The organism is Enterobacter sp. RHBSTW-00175 (assembly GCF_013927005.1).
GTDB lineage: Bacteria > Pseudomonadota > Gammaproteobacteria > Enterobacterales > Enterobacteriaceae > Enterobacter.
This window is the reverse complement of record NZ_CP055930.1, coordinates 3,085,646-3,104,265: the sequence shown is the minus strand read 5'-3', so window position 1 is coordinate 3,104,265 and position 18,620 is coordinate 3,085,646. Positions and strand designations below refer to the sequence as shown.

General features: G+C 53.2%; 19 protein-coding genes. 5 read left to right on the top strand and 14 right to left on the bottom strand.

Annotation, left to right across the window (positions count from 1 at the left end; genetic code table 11):
* The first annotated feature begins 87 nt into the window (after positions 1 to 87).
* From rcsF to proS, 3 genes are all read left to right on the top strand, one after another.
* Positions 88 to 492, top strand: a complete 405-nt coding sequence (gene rcsF / locus HV107_RS14695; RefSeq protein ID WP_014068991.1) for an Rcs stress response system protein RcsF — start codon at positions 88 to 90, stop codon at positions 490 to 492.
* The gene (gene tsaA / locus HV107_RS14690; protein WP_182059667.1) at positions 489 to 1,196 is read left to right on the top strand and encodes a tRNA (N6-threonylcarbamoyladenosine(37)-N6)-methyltransferase TrmO; all 708 of its coding nucleotides are present in this window, start codon (positions 489 to 491) and stop codon (positions 1,194 to 1,196) included. The genes rcsF and tsaA overlap by 4 nt, the downstream gene beginning before the upstream one ends.
* A 112-nt stretch (positions 1,197 to 1,308) precedes the next feature.
* On the top strand, positions 1,309 to 3,027 hold the full coding sequence (gene proS, locus HV107_RS14685; protein WP_182059664.1) for a proline--tRNA ligase: 1,719 nt from the start codon (positions 1,309 to 1,311) through the stop codon (positions 3,025 to 3,027).
* Positions 3,028 to 3,076: 49 nt separating this feature from the next.
* Here proS and nlpE read toward each other — a convergent pair whose 3' ends face one another.
* The 3 genes from nlpE to HV107_RS14670 are packed head-to-tail and all read right to left on the bottom strand — an operon-like array spanning position 3,077 to position 4,775.
* Positions 3,077 to 3,775, bottom strand: a complete 699-nt coding sequence (gene nlpE / locus HV107_RS14680) for an envelope stress response activation lipoprotein NlpE (RefSeq protein ID WP_182059662.1) — start codon at positions 3,773 to 3,775, stop codon at positions 3,077 to 3,079.
* A gap of 35 nt (positions 3,776 to 3,810) precedes the next feature.
* Positions 3,811 to 4,233 (bottom strand): alternative ribosome rescue aminoacyl-tRNA hydrolase ArfB, encoded by a 423-nt coding sequence (gene arfB / locus HV107_RS14675; protein ID WP_182059659.1) that lies wholly within the window; start codon positions 4,231 to 4,233, stop codon positions 3,811 to 3,813.
* Entirely contained in the window at positions 4,230 to 4,775 is a 546-nt protein-coding gene (locus HV107_RS14670; RefSeq protein ID WP_182059657.1) for a YaeQ family protein, read from the bottom strand. Before HV107_RS14670 ends, arfB begins: the two co-directional genes overlap by 4 nt.
* Before the next feature lie 196 nt (positions 4,776 to 4,971).
* On the opposite strand from HV107_RS14670, the gene HV107_RS14665 reads away from it, so the two are divergent.
* Together HV107_RS14665 and rof are read left to right on the top strand one after the other, a co-directional pair.
* Positions 4,972 to 5,172 (top strand): YaeP family protein, encoded by a 201-nt coding sequence (locus tag HV107_RS14665; RefSeq protein WP_006173580.1) that lies wholly within the window; start codon positions 4,972 to 4,974, stop codon positions 5,170 to 5,172.
* Positions 5,159 to 5,419, top strand: coding sequence for a Rho-binding antiterminator (rof, locus tag HV107_RS14660; RefSeq protein ID WP_010426685.1), 261 nt, complete (start codon positions 5,159 to 5,161; stop codon positions 5,417 to 5,419). The genes HV107_RS14665 and rof overlap by 14 nt, the downstream gene beginning before the upstream one ends.
* Before the next feature lie 29 nt (positions 5,420 to 5,448).
* Here rof and tilS read toward each other — a convergent pair whose 3' ends face one another.
* The 11 genes from tilS to skp all read right to left on the bottom strand — a co-directional run bounded on the left by tilS (position 5,449) and on the right by skp (position 18,591).
* The gene (tilS, locus tag HV107_RS14655; RefSeq protein ID WP_182059655.1) at positions 5,449 to 6,735 is read right to left on the bottom strand and encodes a tRNA lysidine(34) synthetase TilS; all 1,287 of its coding nucleotides are present in this window, start codon (positions 6,733 to 6,735) and stop codon (positions 5,449 to 5,451) included.
* Between the two features lie 58 nt (positions 6,736 to 6,793).
* The gene (locus HV107_RS14650; RefSeq protein ID WP_182059653.1) at positions 6,794 to 7,183 is read right to left on the bottom strand and encodes a VOC family protein; all 390 of its coding nucleotides are present in this window, start codon (positions 7,181 to 7,183) and stop codon (positions 6,794 to 6,796) included.
* 65 nt (positions 7,184 to 7,248) lie between these two features.
* The gene (locus HV107_RS14645; RefSeq protein ID WP_182059651.1) at positions 7,249 to 9,381 is read right to left on the bottom strand and encodes a lysine decarboxylase LdcC; all 2,133 of its coding nucleotides are present in this window, start codon (positions 9,379 to 9,381) and stop codon (positions 7,249 to 7,251) included.
* 100 nt (positions 9,382 to 9,481) lie between these two features.
* Complete coding sequence (gene accA, locus HV107_RS14640; RefSeq protein WP_182059649.1) at positions 9,482 to 10,441, bottom strand: acetyl-CoA carboxylase carboxyl transferase subunit alpha; 960 nt, start codon at positions 10,439 to 10,441, stop codon at positions 9,482 to 9,484.
* Positions 10,442 to 10,453: 12 nt separating this feature from the next.
* Positions 10,454 to 13,936: a DNA polymerase III subunit alpha gene (dnaE, locus tag HV107_RS14635; protein ID WP_182059647.1), complete on the bottom strand. Its 3,483-nt coding sequence runs from the start codon at positions 13,934 to 13,936 to the stop codon at positions 10,454 to 10,456.
* Between the two features lie 38 nt (positions 13,937 to 13,974).
* The gene (gene rnhB / locus HV107_RS14630; RefSeq protein ID WP_014068980.1) at positions 13,975 to 14,571 is read right to left on the bottom strand and encodes a ribonuclease HII; all 597 of its coding nucleotides are present in this window, start codon (positions 14,569 to 14,571) and stop codon (positions 13,975 to 13,977) included.
* Positions 14,568 to 15,716, bottom strand: a complete 1,149-nt coding sequence (gene lpxB / locus HV107_RS14625; protein ID WP_182059644.1) for a lipid-A-disaccharide synthase — start codon at positions 15,714 to 15,716, stop codon at positions 14,568 to 14,570. Before lpxB ends, rnhB begins: the two co-directional genes overlap by 4 nt.
* Positions 15,716 to 16,504 (bottom strand): acyl-ACP--UDP-N-acetylglucosamine O-acyltransferase, encoded by a 789-nt coding sequence (gene lpxA, locus HV107_RS14620; RefSeq protein WP_182059642.1) that lies wholly within the window; start codon positions 16,502 to 16,504, stop codon positions 15,716 to 15,718. Before lpxA ends, lpxB begins: the two co-directional genes overlap by 1 nt.
* 3 nt (positions 16,505 to 16,507) lie before the next feature.
* On the bottom strand, positions 16,508 to 16,963 hold the full coding sequence (fabZ, locus tag HV107_RS14615; protein WP_007373234.1) for a 3-hydroxyacyl-ACP dehydratase FabZ: 456 nt from the start codon (positions 16,961 to 16,963) through the stop codon (positions 16,508 to 16,510).
* Positions 16,964 to 17,067: 104 nt separating this feature from the next.
* The gene (gene lpxD / locus HV107_RS14610; RefSeq protein WP_182059640.1) at positions 17,068 to 18,093 is read right to left on the bottom strand and encodes a UDP-3-O-(3-hydroxymyristoyl)glucosamine N-acyltransferase; all 1,026 of its coding nucleotides are present in this window, start codon (positions 18,091 to 18,093) and stop codon (positions 17,068 to 17,070) included.
* A gap of 3 nt (positions 18,094 to 18,096) precedes the next feature.
* Positions 18,097 to 18,591, bottom strand: coding sequence for a molecular chaperone Skp (gene skp, locus HV107_RS14605; protein ID WP_182059638.1), 495 nt, complete (start codon positions 18,589 to 18,591; stop codon positions 18,097 to 18,099).
* Positions 18,592 to 18,620 lie beyond the last annotated feature (29 nt).

Genomic DNA, 18,620 nt, shown 5'->3' with positions numbered 1-18,620 from the left:
CATCAGGACGGGCGAAAGCCCGTCTTGTCATTTATGCAGGCAACTGATTCAATATCTGACGATTTGATTATCCATTGAGGAACTATTATGCGTGCTTTACCGATCTGTCTTTTAGCACTGATGCTGAGCGGCTGTTCTATGCTAAGCAGATCTCCTGTTGAGCCTGTTCAAAGCACTGCAACCCCGCCAAAGGCAGAGCCAGCAAAACCGAAAGCGCCACGTCCTGCGCCGGTGCGCATTATTACTAAAGCCGACGATCTCGTGGGCAAGCCTTTCCGTGAACTGGGCGATGTGAGCGGTGAATCCTGCCAGGCAACTAATCAGGACTCTCCACCAAACATCCCAACTGCTCGTAAACGCCTGCAGATTAACGCCGCAAAAATGAAAGCCAACGCGGTACTGCTGCACAGCTGTGAAGTGACCAGCGGTACACCAGGCTGCTACCGTCAGGCGGTTTGTCTTGGTACTGCGCTTACCATTTCGGCGAAATGAGTTCATTTCAGTTCGAGCAGATAGGCATTATCCGCTCACCTTATAAAGAGAAGTTCGCCGTGCCGCGCCAGCCTGGTCTGGTCAAAAGCCGCGGCGGCGAACTTCACTTCATCGCGCCTTATAATCAGGCCGATGCGGTACGCGGGCTCGAGGCATTCAGCCACTTATGGGTTGTATTTGTCTTTCACCAGACGATGGAAGGTGGCTGGCGTCCAACCGTTCGCCCTCCGCGTCTGGGTGGAAATGCCAGAATGGGCGTGTTCGCGACCCGCTCCACCTTCCGCCCGAACCCCATTGGCATGTCTCTGGTCGAGCTGAAAGGCATTCGGACGCAGAAAGATCAGGTCATACTGGAATTAGGAAGCCTTGATCTTGTGGATGGCACCCCAGTTATAGACATCAAGCCTTACCTGCCCTTTGCTGAAGCCCTGCCGGATGCGCGCGCAAGCTATGCCCAGGAAGCACCGCAGGCAGATATGCCCGTTCACTTCACACCAGAGTTAACCGCCCAGATAACGCTGCTGGAAAAGCGCTATCCTCGCCTGCGCGATTTTATCGTTGACGTTCTGGCTCAGGATCCACGTCCGGCTTACCGTAAGGGAGAGGAAACCGGGAAAACCTATGCCGTGTGGCTGCTGGATTTTAACGTTCGCTGGCGCGTGACTGAGGCGGGATTTGAAGTCTTTGCCCTGGAACCCAGGTAATTTTATTTTCCTCTCTTTTGGCATCTTTGCCACACTGGTAAACTAAACCACTTTTTTTGTGTCAGGTTGAGCATTCAGTCTGTCCTACTCGTCGAAACGGAACCGTAACAACATGCGTACTAGCCAATATCTGCTCTCCACTCTGAAGGAGACACCTGCCGACGCCGAGGTGATCAGCCACCAGCTGATGCTGCGCGCCGGGATGATCCGCAAGCTGGCCTCCGGGTTATACACCTGGCTGCCGACCGGCGTGCGCGTCCTGAAAAAAGTCGAAAACATCGTGCGTGAAGAGATGAACAACGCCGGTGCTATCGAGGTGTTAATGCCGGTAGTTCAGCCCTCTGAGCTGTGGCAGGAGAGCGGTCGCTGGGAACAGTACGGTCCTGAACTGCTGCGTATTGCCGATCGCGGCGATCGTCCGTTTGTCCTCGGCCCAACGCATGAAGAAGTCATTACCGATCTTATCCGTAATGAGCTGAGCTCTTATAAACAGCTGCCGCTGAACTTCTTCCAGATCCAGACCAAATTCCGTGACGAAGTGCGCCCGCGCTTTGGCGTAATGCGCTCCCGCGAATTCCTGATGAAAGATGCGTACTCTTTCCACACGTCTCAGGAATCTCTGCAAGAGACTTACGACAAGATGTACGAAGCGTACAGCAAAATCTTCTCCCGCATGGGTCTGGATTTCCGTGCGGTACAAGCTGATACCGGCTCTATCGGTGGTAGCGCATCGCATGAATTCCAGGTACTGGCTCAGAGCGGTGAAGACGATGTTATCTTCTCTGACTCCTCTGATTACGCCGCTAACATCGAGTTTGCTGAAGCCCTGGCACCAAAAGCACCACGCGCCGCAGCTACTGAAGAGATGAAATTGGTTGATACGCCAAACGCGAAAACCATTGCCGAACTGGTGGAACAATTCAATCTGCCGATCGAGAAAACGGTTAAAACCCTGCTGGTGAAAGCGGTTGAAGGCAGCAAGAGCCCGCTGGTTGCCCTGCTGGTTCGCGGCGATCACGAACTGAACGAAGTAAAAGCCGAGAAACTGTCGCAGGTTGCCAGCCCGCTGACTTTCGCAACAGAAGCGGAAATCCGCGCGGTTGTAAACGCAGGTCCAGGTTCCCTGGGTCCAGTGAATATGCCAATCCCGGTGGTTGTTGACCGTACAGTTGCGGCAATGAGCGACTTCTCCGCTGGCGCAAACATCGATGGTAAGCACTACTTCGGCATCAACTGGGATCGCGATGTTGCGACGCCAGAAGTGGCAGATATTCGTAATGTGGTTGCCGGTGACCCAAGCCCGGATGGCCAGGGTACTCTGATGATCAAACGTGGCATCGAAGTGGGCCACATCTTCCAGCTGGGTGATAAATACTCCCGCGCGATGAATGCAGCCGTTCAGGGTGAAGATGGTCGTAACCAGGTTCTGACCATGGGTTGCTACGGTATCGGGGTGACGCGTGTGGTCGCGGCGGCGATTGAGCAGAACTACGACGAGCGTGGCATCGTCTGGCCAGATAACATCGCACCATTCCAGGTAGCGATTCTGCCAATGAACATGCACAAGTCTTACCGTGTGCAGGAGCTGGCCGAAAAACTGTACGGCGAGCTGCGCGCGCAGGGTATTGAAGTGCTGATGGACGACCGTAAAGAGCGTCCTGGCGTGATGTTTGCTGACATGGAGCTGATCGGTATTCCACATACTGTGGTTATCGGCGACCGTAACCTCGACAGCGATGATATTGAATACAAATACCGTCGCAACGGCGAGAAGCAGATGATCAAGACCGGTGAAATCCTTGATTACCTGGTAAAAGCCATCAAAGGTTAAGAAACAAAAAACCCCGCACATGCGGGGTTTTTTAATGGATTAACTCAGCTTATTTGCTGCTGCAATTTTTGCCCGCCAGGAATTTCGCGTCTTTATCCGCCACCAGCGTTTTCACCATCTCCCCGCTATCCGGGTTTGGCTCCATCGTAAAATGACCATCAACCGTCAGTAATACCGGTTTACTGTCATTGCCACGCGCTACTGCAAAATCACGCTCCAGCTGGGCATTGTTCGCCACGCTGACTTTCTTACCTGTCGCACAGTCGGTAAATATCGCCGCATCAGCCATGTAGAAATACATCCCCCGCATCGCCATCGGCGTGGCCGGGAGTGCCGCTTTTACAGGGGCCAGCGTGTAGTTGAACTGCGACTCAATCGGATTGCCTTCACGATCGAGCATCTCCATCCCTTCACCTTTAGGGCGGAACCAGGTTTTCTCCCCTGTCGTATCCGTCAGGACCAGTTTCTCAGCGGTGCGTGCCCATGTGCCATAGGTGGCGAAGGAAGAAGGACCTTTCGCGCCCTGATAGTGCTGGTTCATGACCCAGGTACCGTCTTTTTCCAGGAATAGCGAGGTTTCGATACCTTCACAATCAGCGCACGGCAGTACACCGCGCCAGCTCTGCTGCATCGGTTTTAATTCTTCAGACTGCGTTGGCTGTAATGCCTGCGTTTCCGCACGGTTGTTACACCCGAAAAGTGCAAAGAGCGTACTCACTGCCAATGCTGACAATAGTGCTTTTTTCACAATGACATCCTTATGAAAAATAATGTTCCTTTTCGTCACTCTGTGGGGCGACGAACTTTACCGCGTAGTGCCTTCACTGTGGATTTTTGCGCCTTCGACGACAACCGGCGCTCTTTTGATGCGCGGGTTGGTCGCGTAGCCCGGCGGCTTTTCTGTACTGCGGTTAACTCTTTAATGACTGCTACCAGCCTGGAGATCGCCGCTTCCCGGTTTAACTCCTGGCTGCGGTACTCCTGCGCTTTAATCACAATCACGCCATCGCTGGTAATCAGATGATGGCTGGCGGCAAGCAGACTTTCTTTATAATACTCTGGCAGGCTGGAGGCCCGGATGTCAAAGCGCAAATGGATGGCCGTTGAAGCCTTATTGACATGTTGCCCACCGGCACCCTGAGCACGGATCGCAGTGATCTCCAGCTCGTTATCAGGAATACTGACATTCCGGGATAAGACAATCATGCGGAGGGTTGCCACGCCGCGAGATGAATTTCCAGATTATTCTGAGAATCAGAAAGCCAGATTGCGCCGTCCTGAATCGTCGCCTGCAATACCATCGTACGGCTGGCAAACTCGCTCAGTTGGGCCAGTTGCTCATCATCCAGATACCAGACAGTGAGATTTTTAAACTGTCCGCACTTATTCTTGCTTTGCTGCCACCAGATCTCCGCAGCTCGCTGATTATACGCGAACAACGCCACTTCAGCGGACTGGGTACAGGCCTTTTTCACACGACGCTCATCCGGCAGGCCGAGTTCAATCCACAAATCGATACCCAGGTGATCGTTGCGCAGCCAGGCTTCTGGCTCGTCCTCCGCGCTCAAGCCACGCGTAAATTGCAGACGCTCATCGGCATACTTAATCCATGCCAGCAGGCGCAGCATCATGCGTTCCTGAGTTTCAGAAGGGTGACGCGCCAGCGTCAATGACGCATCGAGAAACTGGTTGCGGTCAAGATCCGCCACATTGACCACAGCTTTATAAATTGTCGCTTTCAGCGCCATGAGAGAACTCCTTTCGAATCAGGCGCACATTGTAGCGAAAATAGCGCGAAAAGGCTGTTACCAGGTGATGAATGCATCACTATCAAGGCGCTGATATTGCTTGAATGAGTATGGTATAGTCACCTTGCTAAACCGAGTTTATCTTCGTAGGCTTAATGATATCTCACAGTAAGTCAGTGCGCTGGCGGGAGGGGATGTGAATAATTATTGTGAGTTAATTCGCAAAAGGTATGCGGAAATCGCCAGCGGGGATCTGGGATACATCCCGGACGCGTTGGGCTGTGTATTGAAAGTGCTTAATGAAGTGGCCTCTGATGAGAGCCTTTCAGAATCGGTCAGGGAAAAAGCAGCATATGCTGCGGCGAATTTACTGGTGAGCGATTATGTCGATGAATGATACTTATCAACCCATCAATTGTGATGACTATGACAACCTCGAACTCGCCTGCCAGCATCATTTAATACTGACGCTGGAGCTAAAAGATGGCGAAGTATTGAAGGCGAAAGCCAGCGACCTGGTTTCACGAAAAAATGTGGAATATCTGATAGTTGAAGATGCCGGAGCAACGCGTGAGCTTCGCCTGGACAAAATTGCCAGCTTCAGCCACCCGGAAATCGGCACTGTCGTGGTGAGCGAGTCCTGATTACCCTTAACGGGCAGCCTGGCTGCCCGTTACGCGTGCCATTCAAAACACACCCCCTCTTCTGCCCAGCCCTCTTCGGTAATAAAGACACCCGCAGCCGCAATCAGCGTTTCACCGTAGAAAAGCAAAGGCGTGGCATCACGGTGCCAGGGTGGAACATTGCACTCCTGCCATATCTTTTTCAGCTTACGCCCGCCGTTTCTTCCAACAATATGCAGCATCCCACGGGTTTTAAAGCGTACGGTAACAGGTTCATCGTTTTTCGGTAGACGCACATGGCCCGCATTCGCCAGGGAAACTTTTCCCGCGCCATAGGGCAACACCAGCACTTCGCCAGAACGTGGCCAGTCGAGCACCACATCAGACAGTGAAGGGGTTGATTTAATCCACCAGAGCTGCCCTTTATAGCGTCTTACCTCAAACCCATTCAGATGCAGACAAGGTGTGGCATCGTCACGCGCCTGAGCAACCTCGTCCCAGAGACGGTTCAGCATTGCCCGCGATGGCATTGGGGCGTTATGCGATGCCAGCCAGCGTCTCAGCAGGGCTGCACGGCGTACTGCACTCAGTGTTTCCATTGGTGCGATAGACAGCGCGCCATCAGCAGAGATCAGCTCAGCCAACTCTTCACTCAGCAACTCGTCCAGCAGACTTTCCTGTTCAGCGCACAGCATCGCGCTACGCGCCGTGGCTTCGGCAAAATGCCCCCAACGCTCAGTCAGCTGCGGCAAAACACGAAGACGCAGGAAGTTACGGTCATAGCTGTCGTCCTGATTGCTTTCATCTTCAATCCAGCGCAGGTCATTCTTCCGGGCCCAGGATTCCAGCGAGGCACGCGTCTCACCCAGTAATGGGCGAATTAACACGGTGCCAGCAAAATCCGCCCGCTCAGGCATGGCGGACAATCCCGCCGGGCCGCTTCCACGCTTAAGCGCGAGCAAAAAGGTTTCGCATTGATCGTCCAGATGCTGCGCCGTTACCAGCGCTTCACCCGGTTGAATTGCACCGGCAAAAGCAGCGTAACGGGCTTTACGCGCTTGCGCCTCGATGCCCAGCCCTTCATCCTTGAGTATCACCCGCTCAACGCTCAGCGGAATCGCCCATGCTGCGCACAGCGCCTCGCAATGCGCCACCCAGGCATCCGCATGGGGGCTCAACCCATGATGAATATGTTTCGCCCTGATCTGGACGTCAGGCTCTTGATCGCGCCAGCATTTAAGGCGATGAAGCAGAACGGTTGAATCCAGCCCACCGCTAAACCCCACCAGCAGCTGGCGGTACGGTGAAACAGCATGAGCGATCGCAGGTAAGGTCATAAAAGGTTTGCGCAAAAAAATGCCCGAACAAGACGGGCATTATCACACATGACGGATATTACTGCTGGTAAAGCTCCAGCGGCAGACCATCCGGGTCGTTGAAGAAGGTAAATCGCTTATCCGTAAAAGGATCGATGCGAATCGCCTCGCATTTCACACCGTGGGTTTCAAGGTGCTTCACCGCATTATCGATATCACCTACGCTAAAGGCGAGATGCCGAAGACCACAGGCCTCTGGGCGCGAGGGGCGTGCTGGCGGGAAAGGAAAAGAAAACAGCTCAATCACATACTGCCCGTTTAACGCAAGATCGCCTTTCCAGGAGTCACGCTCCTCGCGATAGGCTTCGCTCAACAGCGTAAAGCCCAGAATATCGCAGTAAAAAGACTTACTTTTCCCGTAATCGGTCGCAATGATCGCTATATGATGAACCTGTTTTAAACCCAGCATAGCTTCTCCTTTTTATGAAGCCAAAACGTTACAACCGAAAACCCGGACCACGCAAGTAGTCCCACTTATTTTAGGACTCTGACCCAGTAAACGCCCTGTTCATCACGTTTCGCACCGTGGATGTCCGTTTCAAAGCCCGGATAGTGCCGGCCTACAGAACACAGCATCAGCAGAAAATCGAGTACCGCCCGGCTCTCTTCGGTGATCATCTCACCCGGCATCAGAAGTGGAACACCCGGCGGATAAGGCAGGATCATATTGGCCGACACTCGCCCGACCAGGTTTTCCAGTTCGACGGTTTGCACCTCGCCTTTGACCTGACGCTGCCAGGCATTATGCGGCGTCAGCTTCATTTCCGGCAGAACGTCAAAAGCCTGCAACATCAGACGCGGCAGATCGTGCTGGCGGATCAGTTTGTGGATCCCCTGAGCCAGATCCTGAATACGCATATTGCGGTAGAAATCAGGATCTTCCGCGTAGAGATCCGGCAGCATGTTTTTGACCCGCAGGTTCAGATCGTAAGCGCGTTTAAACTCCATCAGCCCCCGCAGCAGCCCCATCGCGCGGGTTTTATCGATCCCTATACTGAACAGGAATAGCAGGTTATACGGCCCGGTTTTCTCTACCACCACTCCGCGCTCATCAAGGAATTTCGCCACCAGCGCAGCGGGGATCCCTTCATCGCTCATATTGCCTTGTTCATCCATACCCGGAGTCAGGATCGTCACTTTTACCGGGTCGAGGAACATGTGGTCAGCATCCGCATCGCGGAATCCGTGCCAGTTTTCGCCAGGGGAAACCGGCCAGCACTCTGCCTCCTCAATCTCCTCCGGCTGCCAGATGTCAAAGAACCAGCCGTCGGCCTCCTCTTTCAGACGCTGAACTTCTTTGCGGAAATGCAGCGCCCGTTCCACCGAACGATTGATCAAACGCTTGCCCGGATTGCCACGCAGCATTGCCGCCGCCGTTTCAATAGAGGCCACCAGTGGATAGCTTGGCGACGTGGTGGTGTGCATCATAAAGGCTTCGTTGAATGTCTCTTCGTCATACTCGCCCTTGATGTGGATAAGCGAAGCCTGAGAAAACGCAGCCAACATTTTGTGGGTCGACTGCGTTTCGAAGAACACTTTCCCTGGCACACGCTCACCGCTCATTCCGCTTTTTCCCGCATAGATCGGGTGGAAGTTGGTGTAAGGCACCCAGGCGGAATCAAAGTGTATCGAGGGAACATCCAGCGTTTGCTTGATCCAGTTGGTGTTGTACAGCAGGCCGTCGTAAGTCGAGTTGGTTATCACTGCGTGAACGGGCCAGCTTGCACCGGAAACTGAGGCCACCTTGTTTTCAATGGCCGTATGACTAAATTCACGGCGCGGGATCCCCCCCAAAATACCGAGCGCATTACGCGTGGGCGATAGCCAGAGCGGGACGACATCGCTCATCATCAATAAATGGGCCAGCGATTTATGGCAGTTACGGTCAATCAGCAGCGTACTTCCGGCGGGTGCGGCATACATACCGACGATTTTATTCGACGTCGAGGTGCCGTTGGTCACCATGTAGCTCTGTTCAGCCCCAAAAGTGCGCGCAATATACTCTTCGGCCTCAAGATGCGGGCCAGTGTGATCAAGCAGAGATCCCAGTTCAGTGACCGAAATCGACACATCCGCCTTAAGGGTATTTCCACCAAAGAAATCATAGAACAGACAGCCTACCGGGCTTTTCTGATACGCCGTTCCCGCCATGTGGCCTGGCGTACAGAATGTGTATTTACCTTCTTTCACATATGTGAACAGCGCCCGGGTGAACGGCGGCGTAATGTTGTCGAGGTACTCACGGGTGTATTGCTGAATGCGGGTCGCAATATCTTCCGCAACGCCGAGTGAATACTCAAAGAACCACAAAGCCATACGCATATCATGTGCGCTGACGTCCATCGTGGAATGGGTATTGATAAAGGCATACAGCGGAAGATATTCGTTAAGCTTGTTAATTTCGCTGCACAACTCCAGGTCGTACTCATCCCAGTCAAAGATAACACCGCAGATACGCGGGTTGTGCTCAATGAACTTCAGCAGATCTGCGCTGTTATGCGGCCAGATAAGCTGGTATCCGCGAGACTGTAGTGTCTGCTCCAGCTCCTTGATGGGCTCGTCTTTATAAAAGACGCCATGTGGCCCCATGATGGCAATAATGTTCATGGTTTACCTCCTTGAAAAACATTAGCTAAGCATAGCCAGGGTAAACCGCAGGTATAAAAAAAGCCGCAACATTGTGCGGCTTTTCAGATAATTGTGAAGATTATGCGTAACCGTAGGTCATCAGACGCTGATAACGGCGGTTCAGCAGGTCTTCTTTGCTGAGCACATCGAGGTCTGCCAGGTCTGCCAGCAGCTGTGCTTTCAGGGAAGCAGCCATCACTTCCGGCTTACGGTGCGCGCCACCCAGAGGCTCTGGGATAACGGAGTCGATAAGCTTCAGCTCTTTCAGACGCGGAGCAATGATGCCCATCGCTTCGGCAGCCAGAGGCGCTTTGTCCGCACTCTTCCACAGAATAGATGCACAGCCTTCCGGGGAGATAACAGAATAGGTGCTGTATTGCAGCATATTCACTTTATCGCCCACGCCAATTGCCAGTGCGCCGCCGGAACCACCTTCACCGATAACGGTACAGATGACCGGAACGCTCAGACGAGACATTTCACGCAGGTTGCGTGCAATGGCTTCAGACTGACCGCGCTCTTCAGCGCCCACGCCAGGGTAAGCACCCGGGGTGTCGATGAAGGTGATGATTGGCATGTTAAAACGCTCAGCCATCTCCATCAGACGCAGGGCTTTACGGTAGCCTTCTGGTGCAGGCATCCCGAAGTTACGGCGAATTTTTTCTTTGGTTTCACGACCTTTCTGATGACCAATGATCATCACCGGGCGTCCGTCCAGACGGGCGATTCCACCAACGATAGCTTTGTCGTCGGCATAAGCGCGATCGCCTGCCAGTTCGTCAAACTCATCAAACGCCAGGCGGACATAATCCAGGGTGTACGGACGCTGTGGGTGACGCGCCAGCTGGGCAATCTGCCATGCGCCGAGATCGGCAAAGATTTTGCGCGTCAGTTCTACGCTTTTTTCGCGCAGACGATGCACTTCTTCGTCGATGTTAATATCCAGTTTTTCATCCTGACGGCTAACCGCGGTCAGAGAATCGATTTTCGCTTCCAGCTCTGCAATCGGCTGTTCGAAATCAAGGAAATTCAGACTCATAGTATTCCTGTATTAGTCAAACTCCAGTTCCACCTGCTCCGAACCAATGAGGCCACGGAGATCGTTAAGTAAACGATCGCTCGGAGAGACACGCCACGTTGCACCAAAGCGCAACCGCGCACGTGCATCCGCCCTCTGATAGTAGAGATGTACTGGAATGGTCCCCGAGCGGTGGGGTTCCAGAGACTGACGGAGTCGGTTTAAAAGCTGGTCATCAATTTGCCTGTCCGTCAGCGAGATAGCAAGCCCGCGAGCATATTTTTCCCGGGCTTCGTCAATGTCCATCACTTCGCGGGCGGTCATTTTAAGCCCCCCGCTGAAGTCATCAAAGCTGACCTGTCCGCTGACGATAAGTATGCGGTCTTTTTCCAGCAAATGCTGGTATTTATCCAGCGCGTCGGTGAACAACATCACCTCCAGACGCCCGGAACGGTCATCCAACGTACAGATGCCGATTCGATTGCCGCGCTTGGTGACCATAACCCTTGCAGCAATCACGAGCCCCGCAGCCGTGGTGATTTTACCACGATCTGTCGGATGCATGTCTTTTAGCCTGTTGCCTCCGACATAGCGCTCAATTTCTTTGATGTACTGGTTGATTGGGTGACCCGTCAGGTACAAACCTAAGGTTTCACGCTCCCCATCCAGTACGACCTGTTCTGGCCACGGCTGGCAGTTGGAATACGACTGCTCAACCTGCTCTGGCTCTTCTGCCAGTACGCCAAACATATCTGCCTGGCCAATGGCTTCCGCTTTTGCGTGCTGATCGGCTGCTTTCAACGCATCGCCGAGCGAGTTCATCAGCGCCGCACGGTGCGGCCCGAGTCTGTCGAACGCGCCAGACATGATCAGTTTTTCAAGCACGCGGCGGTTCAGTTTTTTGGTGTCGGTACGGGCGCAAAGATCGAACAACTCACGGAAATAACCGCCGTTGTTACGCGCTTCGATGATCGCCTCGATCGGGCCTTCACCCACACCTTTGATCGCGCCGATCCCGTATACAATTTCCCCGTGTTCGTTAACGTGGAAATGGTACAGACCAGAGTTGATATCCGGCGGCAGGATCTTAAGCCCCATGCGCCAGCATTCGTCTACCAGGCCAACCACCTTCTCGGTGTTGTCCATATCGGCAGTCATTACCGCCGCCATAAATTCAGCCGGATAGTGCGCTTTCAGCCACAGCGTCTGGTACGAAACCAAAGCATAGGCGGCAGAGTGAGATTTGTTAAATCCGTACCCGGCGAATTTTTCCACCAGGTCGAAGATTTTCATCGCCAGTTCGCCGTCAACACCGCGGCTTTTTGCCCCTTCTTCAAAGGTGCCGCGCTGCTTGGCCATCTCCTCCGGCTTTTTCTTACCCATCGCACGACGCAGCATATCTGCGCCGCCAAGGGTATAGCCGGAAAGCTCCTGGGCAATCTGCATAACCTGTTCCTGATACAGGATAATGCCATACGTCGGCTCCAGTACCGGCTTCAGACACTCGTGCTGCCACTGCACGTCAGGATAGGAAATCTCTTCGCGCCCGTGCTTACGGTCGATAAAGTTATCTACCATCCCTGATTGCAGTGGGCCCGGACGGAACAGGGCCACCAGTGCGATCATATCTTCGAAGCAGTCGGGTTGCAGACGCTTGATCAGGTCTTTCATACCGCGGGATTCAAGCTGGAAAACCGCCGTGGTTTCCGAGCGCTGCAGCATATCGAAACTTTTCTTGTCATCCAGTGGGATGGCGGCAATGTCTATTGGCTCAAGACCTTGCTTTTCGCGGCGCGGGTTGATCATCTTCAGCGCCCAGTCGATGATCGTCAACGTACGCAGGCCGAGGAAGTCGAACTTCACCAGCCCCGCGTATTCCACGTCGTTTTTGTCAAACTGGGTAACCGGGTGCTGGCCAGCTTCGTCACAATAGAGCGGTGCAAAGTCGGTAATTTTGGTGGGCGCGATAACCACACCACCTGCATGTTTACCGGCGTTACGCGTGACGCCCTCCAGCTTGCGCGCCATATCGATCAGCGCTTTGACCTCTTCGTCAGCTTCGTAGATTTCCGGCAGCTGCGGTTCGGCTTCAAACGCTTTCGCCAGCGTCATGCCCGGATCGGGCGGGACCAGTTTCGAGATACGATCAACGAAGCCATACGGATGGCCCAGTACACGGCCCACGTCGCGGATAACCGCTTTCGCCGCCATGGTACCGAAGGTAATAATCTGCGATACCGCATCACGGCCATACATGTCCGCCACGTGTTCGATAACCTGGTCGCGTTTCTCCATACAGAAGTCAACGTCGAAGTCAGGCATGGAGACACGTTCCGGGTTAAGGAAACGTTCGAACAGCAGGTCAAATTCCAGCGGATCGAGGTCGGTAATTTTGAGCGCGTAAGCAACCAGTGAGCCCGCACCGGAACCACGTCCCGGACCTACCGGCACGCCGTTATCTTTCGACCACTGGATAAACTCCATAACGATCAGGAAGTAACCCGGGAAGCCCATCTGGTTGATCACCTGGAGTTCAATATCCAGACGCTCATCATAAGGCGGACGTTTCTCTTTGCGGACGGCTTCATCCGGGAACAGGAATTCCAGACGTTCTTCCAGGCCTTCTTTCGATTTCACAACCAGGAAATCTTCCGTGGTCATGTCGCCTGTCGGGAACTGCGGCAGGAAATATTCACCCAGACGCACGGTAACATTACAGCGTTTGGCAATCTCCACGCTGTTTTCCAGCGCTTCCGGGATATCAGAGAAGAGCTCGCACATCTCGTCTTCGTCGCGCATGTACTGCTGCGACGAGTAGTTACGCGGACGTTTTGGGTCGTCGAGGGTAAAACCATCGTGGATAGCGACGCGAATTTCGTGGGCGTCAAAGTCACCCGGCTCAAGAAAACGCACATCGTTAGTGGCCACAACGGGCAAACCACGCTCTTCGGCAAGTGCAACCGCCGCATGAAGATAGTTCTCTTCGTCCGCACGCCCGGTACGGATCAGCTCCAGATAGTAGCGATCCGGGAAATACTCTTCATAGAATGCAACGCACTGATCAACCAGTGCAGTATTGCCACGCAGAAGGCTCTGTCCGACATCACCCATGCGGCCGCCTGAAATCAGCAGCAAACCTTCGTTCAGCTCAGCCAGCCAGTCGCGGTCAATCCATGGCCCCAACGCGCCATAACCGCGCTGATACGCTTTTGAGATAAGCAAAGTGAGGTTCTGATAACCCGTGTTGTTCATAGCCAGCACGGTTATCTGCGTCATTTCATCGCCAAGCAGTTCGCTCTGCACATGAAAATCCGCCCCGACGATAGGTTTTAGCCCTGCGCCATGCGCCGTTCCGTAGAACTTCACCAGGCCACACAGGTTGGTAAAATCGGTGATCGCCAGCGCAGGCATACCCAGAGCGGCCGCCTTTTTCACCAGCGGCCCGGTCTTTGCCAGCCCATCGATCATGGAGTAGTCGCTATGCACCCGCAGGTGTACGAAACGTGGTTCAGCCATCTTCAGATTCCGCGTTACTTAATTGCTTGCGTCTTGATTCAGGACACCAGTCCCAGCGCACGTTTCACCGGGCCAAAACTGCGCCGATGATGTTCAGTTGCGCCATGTTCAGCCAGCTTTTCCAGATGGAAAGCGGTTGGATATCCCTTGTGCTGGGCAAAACCATACTGGGGATAAGTGAGGTCCAGCGCGGCCATTTCGGCATCGCGTGTCACTTTGGCAATGATAGATGCCGCACTGATTTCTGCTACCCGGCTATCACCTTTGACGACCGCCATGGATGGCACAGGCAATGCTGGGCAGCGGTTACCGTCGATCAAAACGTATTCGGGAGCAATTTTCAGGCCTGCCACCGCACGCTGCATCGCCAGCATGGTGGCGTGCAGGATGTTCAGTTCATCGATCTCATGCGGCTCTGCGCGCCCCAGACTCCAGGCCAGCGCATGTTCTTTAATCTCGTCAAACAACGCCAACCGGCGCTTTTCAGACAGTTTTTTTGAGTCGTTCAGGCCAATAATCGGACGCGCAGGATCGAGGATCACCGCTGCGGTGACCACCGCTCCAACCAACGGACCGCGTCCGACTTCATCCACACCGGCAACGAGATGCGTGTGCGGGTAAATAAATTCCATCATTTTGCTAGCTCCAGCACCGCGTCAGCCGCTTGCTCATCGGCATTACAGCGGATCTTCTGATGCAATTCCCGGAATGTATCATGCATCTGGTGGCTGGTTTTACCGTCTGCAAGAAGCGGCAATAGCGCATCGGCCAACGCCTGTGGCTGGCACTCATCCTGCAATAGCTCTTTCACCAACTCGCGCCCGGCAAGCAGGTTTGGTAATGAAACGTAGTCGGTTTTCACCAGACGTTTTGCCAGCCAGAAGGTGAATGGCTTCATGCGATAGCCCACCACCATCGGGCATTTCGCCAGCATACACTCCAGCGCAGCCGTGCCAGATGCCAGCAGTGCGGCATCGCTGGCGACCATCGCTTCACGCCCCTTCCCGTCCAGCATGTGAACACGGAGATCGGGCGCAACGTCGGCTTTAATACGCTCAAACTGTTCGCGGCGCTTAGCATTAACCAGTGGCACAACCACTTCAAGGTCAGGGTATGTCTGGCGAAGAATCTGCGCCGTTTTCAGGAAATCGGCACTGAGCATTTCCACTTCAGCGCCCCGGCTTCCTGGCAATAACGCCAGACAGTGCACATCATGCGCAATGCCCAGAACGTCGCGCGCCGCATTTTTATCTGGCTCAAGCGGCATAGCATCCGCCATGGTATGACCGATAAAACGACACGGGACATTAAATTTGTCATAAAACGCTTTTTCGAAAGGCAGAAAAGCCAGCACCAGATTGGTGGATCTACCAATTTTGAAAACACGTTTCTGTCGCCACGCCCAGACGGACGGACTGACATAGTGAATGGTTTTGATGCCCTGTTTTTTCAGGTTCCCTTCAAGGGTAATGTTGAAATCAGGCGCATCGATACCGACAAACACATCAGGTTTGAGGTCGGTAAAACGGCGGGTGAGATCGGCACGAATATGCAGAAGACGGCGTAAACGACCGAGCACTTCAACAATGCCCATCACCGCCAGTTCTTCCATTTCATACCAGGCTTCACAGCCTTCAGCCTGCATCAGCGGGCCTGCTACGCCAACAAAGCGAGCATTGGGTACACGCGCCTTGAGTGCGCGGATAAGACCTGCACCAAGAATATCGCCGGAGGTTTCTCCGGCGACCAGGGCTATCGTAAGCGGACGACTGTCGACCATTAACGAATCAGACCACGCGTTGAACGCTCAAAGAATTCCATGAACTCGTTCACTTCAGGGTACTTATTCGCCAGCTCGGCAATTTCCGGCTTCGCCTCTTCCAGCGTTTTACCGCTACGGTACAGCAGTTTGTACGCGTTACGGATGGCTGTAATGGCTTCGCGGCTGAAACCACGACGCTTGAGGCCTTCGATGTTAACGCCAAACGGCGTTGCATGGTTGCCCTGCGCAATTACATACGGCGGGACGTCTTGCGCCACGCCGGAGCAACCGCCGACCATCACGTGTGCACCAATGATGCAGAACTGATGAACTGCGGTCATGCCGCCAATAATTGCGAAATCATCAACCGATACGTGTCCTGCCAGCGTTGCGTTGTTGGCAAGAATACAGCGGTCACCCACAGTACAGTCATGCGCGATGTGTGCATTAACCATAAACAGGTTGTCGCTGCCCACCTTCGTCAATCCACCACCCTGTACTGTTCCACGATGAATGGTGACGCTTTCGCGAATACGGTTACGATCGCCGATTTCCAGACGGGTCGATTCACCAGCATATTTCAGATCCTGGTTAACTTCGCCGATGGAGGCGAACTGATAGATCTCGTTATTGCAGCCAATAGTCGTATGACCATTCACCACAACATGAGATTTCAGTACTGTACCCTCACCAATTTCGACATGGGGTCCAACAATACAAAACGGGCCAATGTGAGCGTTAGCACCAATAATGGCGCCGACTTCCACAATAGCGGTAGGATGAATAAAGGCGGATTTATCAATCACGTATCAGGCCTCCCGGCTACGCGCGCACATCATTGTCGCTTCGCAAACAACTTTACCGTCAACCAGAGCTACACCTTTGAAGCGAGTCAGGCCGCGGCGTGTTTTTTCAAAAGTGACTTCCATGATCATCTGATCACCAGGCACGACTGGACGCTTAAAGCGTGCTTCATCGATACCCGCGAAGTAATACAGCTCACCAGGCTCCAGCTTACCAACGCTTTTAAACGCCAGAATACCAGTAGCCTGTGCCATCGCTTCCAGGATCAACACACCCGGGAAGATAGGTTTACCAGGGAAGTGCCCCTGGAAGAATGGCTCATTAACGGAGACATTTTTCACTGCGCGCAGAAAACGACCTTCTTCAAAATCCAGCACACGGTCTACCAGCAAGAATGGGTAGCGGTGCGGCAGAAGTTCTAAAATCTCTTCAATATGCAGAGTATGAGTGTCAGTAGTCAAAATACTCTTCCTGTCAAAATGTACTGAATAGCAATAATAACACGGCCTGCCGGTTTATAAGAAAGCCGACAGGCCGGGAAATTTAGCGTTTATTGGATGAACGCTTAGTCTTGTTGATCGATCTTGCGCTCAAGAGCCTTGAGTCGCTTGCTCATATCATCAATATTCATCACCAGAGCTGCGGTTTTGCGCCACACCTTATTAGGCTGTAGCGGGATACCAGAGGAATAGACGCCTGGCTCAGTGATAGGACGCATCACCATGCCCATTCCGGTCACCGTGACTTTGTCGCATATTTCCATATGCCCGTTAATCACGCTGGCACCACCAATCATACAGTAGTGACCAATTTTAAGGCTGCCCGCCATAATGACGCCACCAGCAACGGCAGTATTGTCGCCAATCACAACGTTATGTGCAATCTGACACTGGTTATCGATGATAACACCGTTACCAATAATGGTGTCGTCAAGCGCGCCACGGTCAATGGTGGTACAGGCACCGATCTCAACACGATCGCCGATAATCACGCGACCAAGCTGCGGGATCTTAACCCAGTTACCACGATCGTTGGCATAACCGAATCCGTCAGAACCGATCACGGTACTGGACTGAACGAGGCAATTTTCGCCGATCTCGACTTCGTGGTAAACGGACACATTGGCCCATAAACGGGAACCCGCACCAATTTTCGTATTTTTCCCAACGAAACAACCCGGGCCAATCACCACGTTATCACCGAGCACAACCCCGGATTCGATAACGGCGTTTGCGCCAATTGAAACGTTGTTACCCAGCTGCGCCGTTGAATCAATTGCTGCACTGGCAGCAATGTTCTGTGCCGGCTGCGGCGTGGTATCAAGAATTTGAGCCATGCGTGCATACGTCAGGTAGGGATTTTTCACTACCAGCGCAGCGCCTGTGGCAAACGGAAGATCGTCCTGCGTCAGAACAACGGCAGACGCCTGGCATTGAGCCAGATGTTCACGGTACTTAGGGCTTACCATGAAGGTAATGTTGCCAGTTTTAGCAGATTGCATGGACGCAACAGCGGTGATGACGAGATCGCCATCACCGTGTAATTCTGCATCCAACTGCTGAGCTAAATCAGCCAGTCGAATAGAAGGCATTACTTATTTAACCTGTTTCAGAACATCAGCGGTGATGTCTTTAACATCGTTGCTGTTGTAAGCAACGGCATTCGCATCTACAACCAGATCGATACCCTGATCGGCGGCAACGGCTTTAACAGCGGTCTGAATGCGAGTCACCAGTTTACCGCGTTCTTCGTTAGAACGACGCTGACGATCCTGCTCGAAAGCTTGTGCTTTCTGGGAGAAAGTCTGGCGCTGAGCCATTACGTCTTTTTCCATTTTGCTGCGATCGGCTGCTTTCATGGTAGAACCATCACGCTGCAAACGCTGCATCTTGGACTGAAGATCGTTTTCCATACCTTGCAGTTCGCTTGCACGGCCTTTGAACTCGTTTTCCAGAGTTGCGGAAACGCCTGTTTTCTGCGCAACCTGCTGGAACAAGCTACCCATATTGACGATTGCAACTTTGTCTGCTGCCTGAGCAGAAGTTACCATCGCTAAACCGAGACCTGCAGCTAATAACCACTTTTTCACAATAAACTCCTTACCATCCCATTGGTACC

What these genes read in the sequence shown, in the direction of transcription:
- rcsF (WP_014068991.1), top strand. Translation starts at nt 88, where the DNA reads ATGCGTGCTTTACCGATCTGTCTTTTAGCACTGATGCTGAGCGGCTGT.
- tsaA (WP_182059667.1), top strand. Translation starts at nt 489, where the DNA reads ATGAGTTCATTTCAGTTCGAGCAGATAGGCATTATCCGCTCACCTTAT.
- proS (WP_182059664.1), top strand. Translation starts at nt 1,309, where the DNA reads ATGCGTACTAGCCAATATCTGCTCTCCACTCTGAAGGAGACACCTGCC.
- arfB (WP_182059659.1), bottom strand. Translation starts at nt 4,233, where the DNA reads ATGATTGTCTTATCCCGGAATGTCAGTATTCCTGATAACGAGCTGGAG.
- HV107_RS14670 (WP_182059657.1), bottom strand. Translation starts at nt 4,775, where the DNA reads ATGGCGCTGAAAGCGACAATTTATAAAGCTGTGGTCAATGTGGCGGAT.
- rof (WP_010426685.1), top strand. Translation starts at nt 5,159, where the DNA reads ATGTCGATGAATGATACTTATCAACCCATCAATTGTGATGACTATGAC.
- tilS (WP_182059655.1), bottom strand. Translation starts at nt 6,735, where the DNA reads ATGACCTTACCTGCGATCGCTCATGCTGTTTCACCGTACCGCCAGCTG.
- HV107_RS14650 (WP_182059653.1), bottom strand. Translation starts at nt 7,183, where the DNA reads ATGCTGGGTTTAAAACAGGTTCATCATATAGCGATCATTGCGACCGAT.
- HV107_RS14645 (WP_182059651.1), bottom strand. Translation starts at nt 9,381, where the DNA reads ATGAACATTATTGCCATCATGGGGCCACATGGCGTCTTTTATAAAGAC.
- accA (WP_182059649.1), bottom strand. Translation starts at nt 10,441, where the DNA reads ATGAGTCTGAATTTCCTTGATTTCGAACAGCCGATTGCAGAGCTGGAA.
- dnaE (WP_182059647.1), bottom strand. Translation starts at nt 13,936, where the DNA reads ATGGCTGAACCACGTTTCGTACACCTGCGGGTGCATAGCGACTACTCC.
- rnhB (WP_014068980.1), bottom strand. Translation starts at nt 14,571, where the DNA reads ATGATGGAATTTATTTACCCGCACACGCATCTCGTTGCCGGTGTGGAT.
- lpxB (WP_182059644.1), bottom strand. Translation starts at nt 15,716, where the DNA reads ATGGTCGACAGTCGTCCGCTTACGATAGCCCTGGTCGCCGGAGAAACC.
- lpxD (WP_182059640.1), bottom strand. Translation starts at nt 18,093, where the DNA reads ATGCCTTCTATTCGACTGGCTGATTTAGCTCAGCAGTTGGATGCAGAA.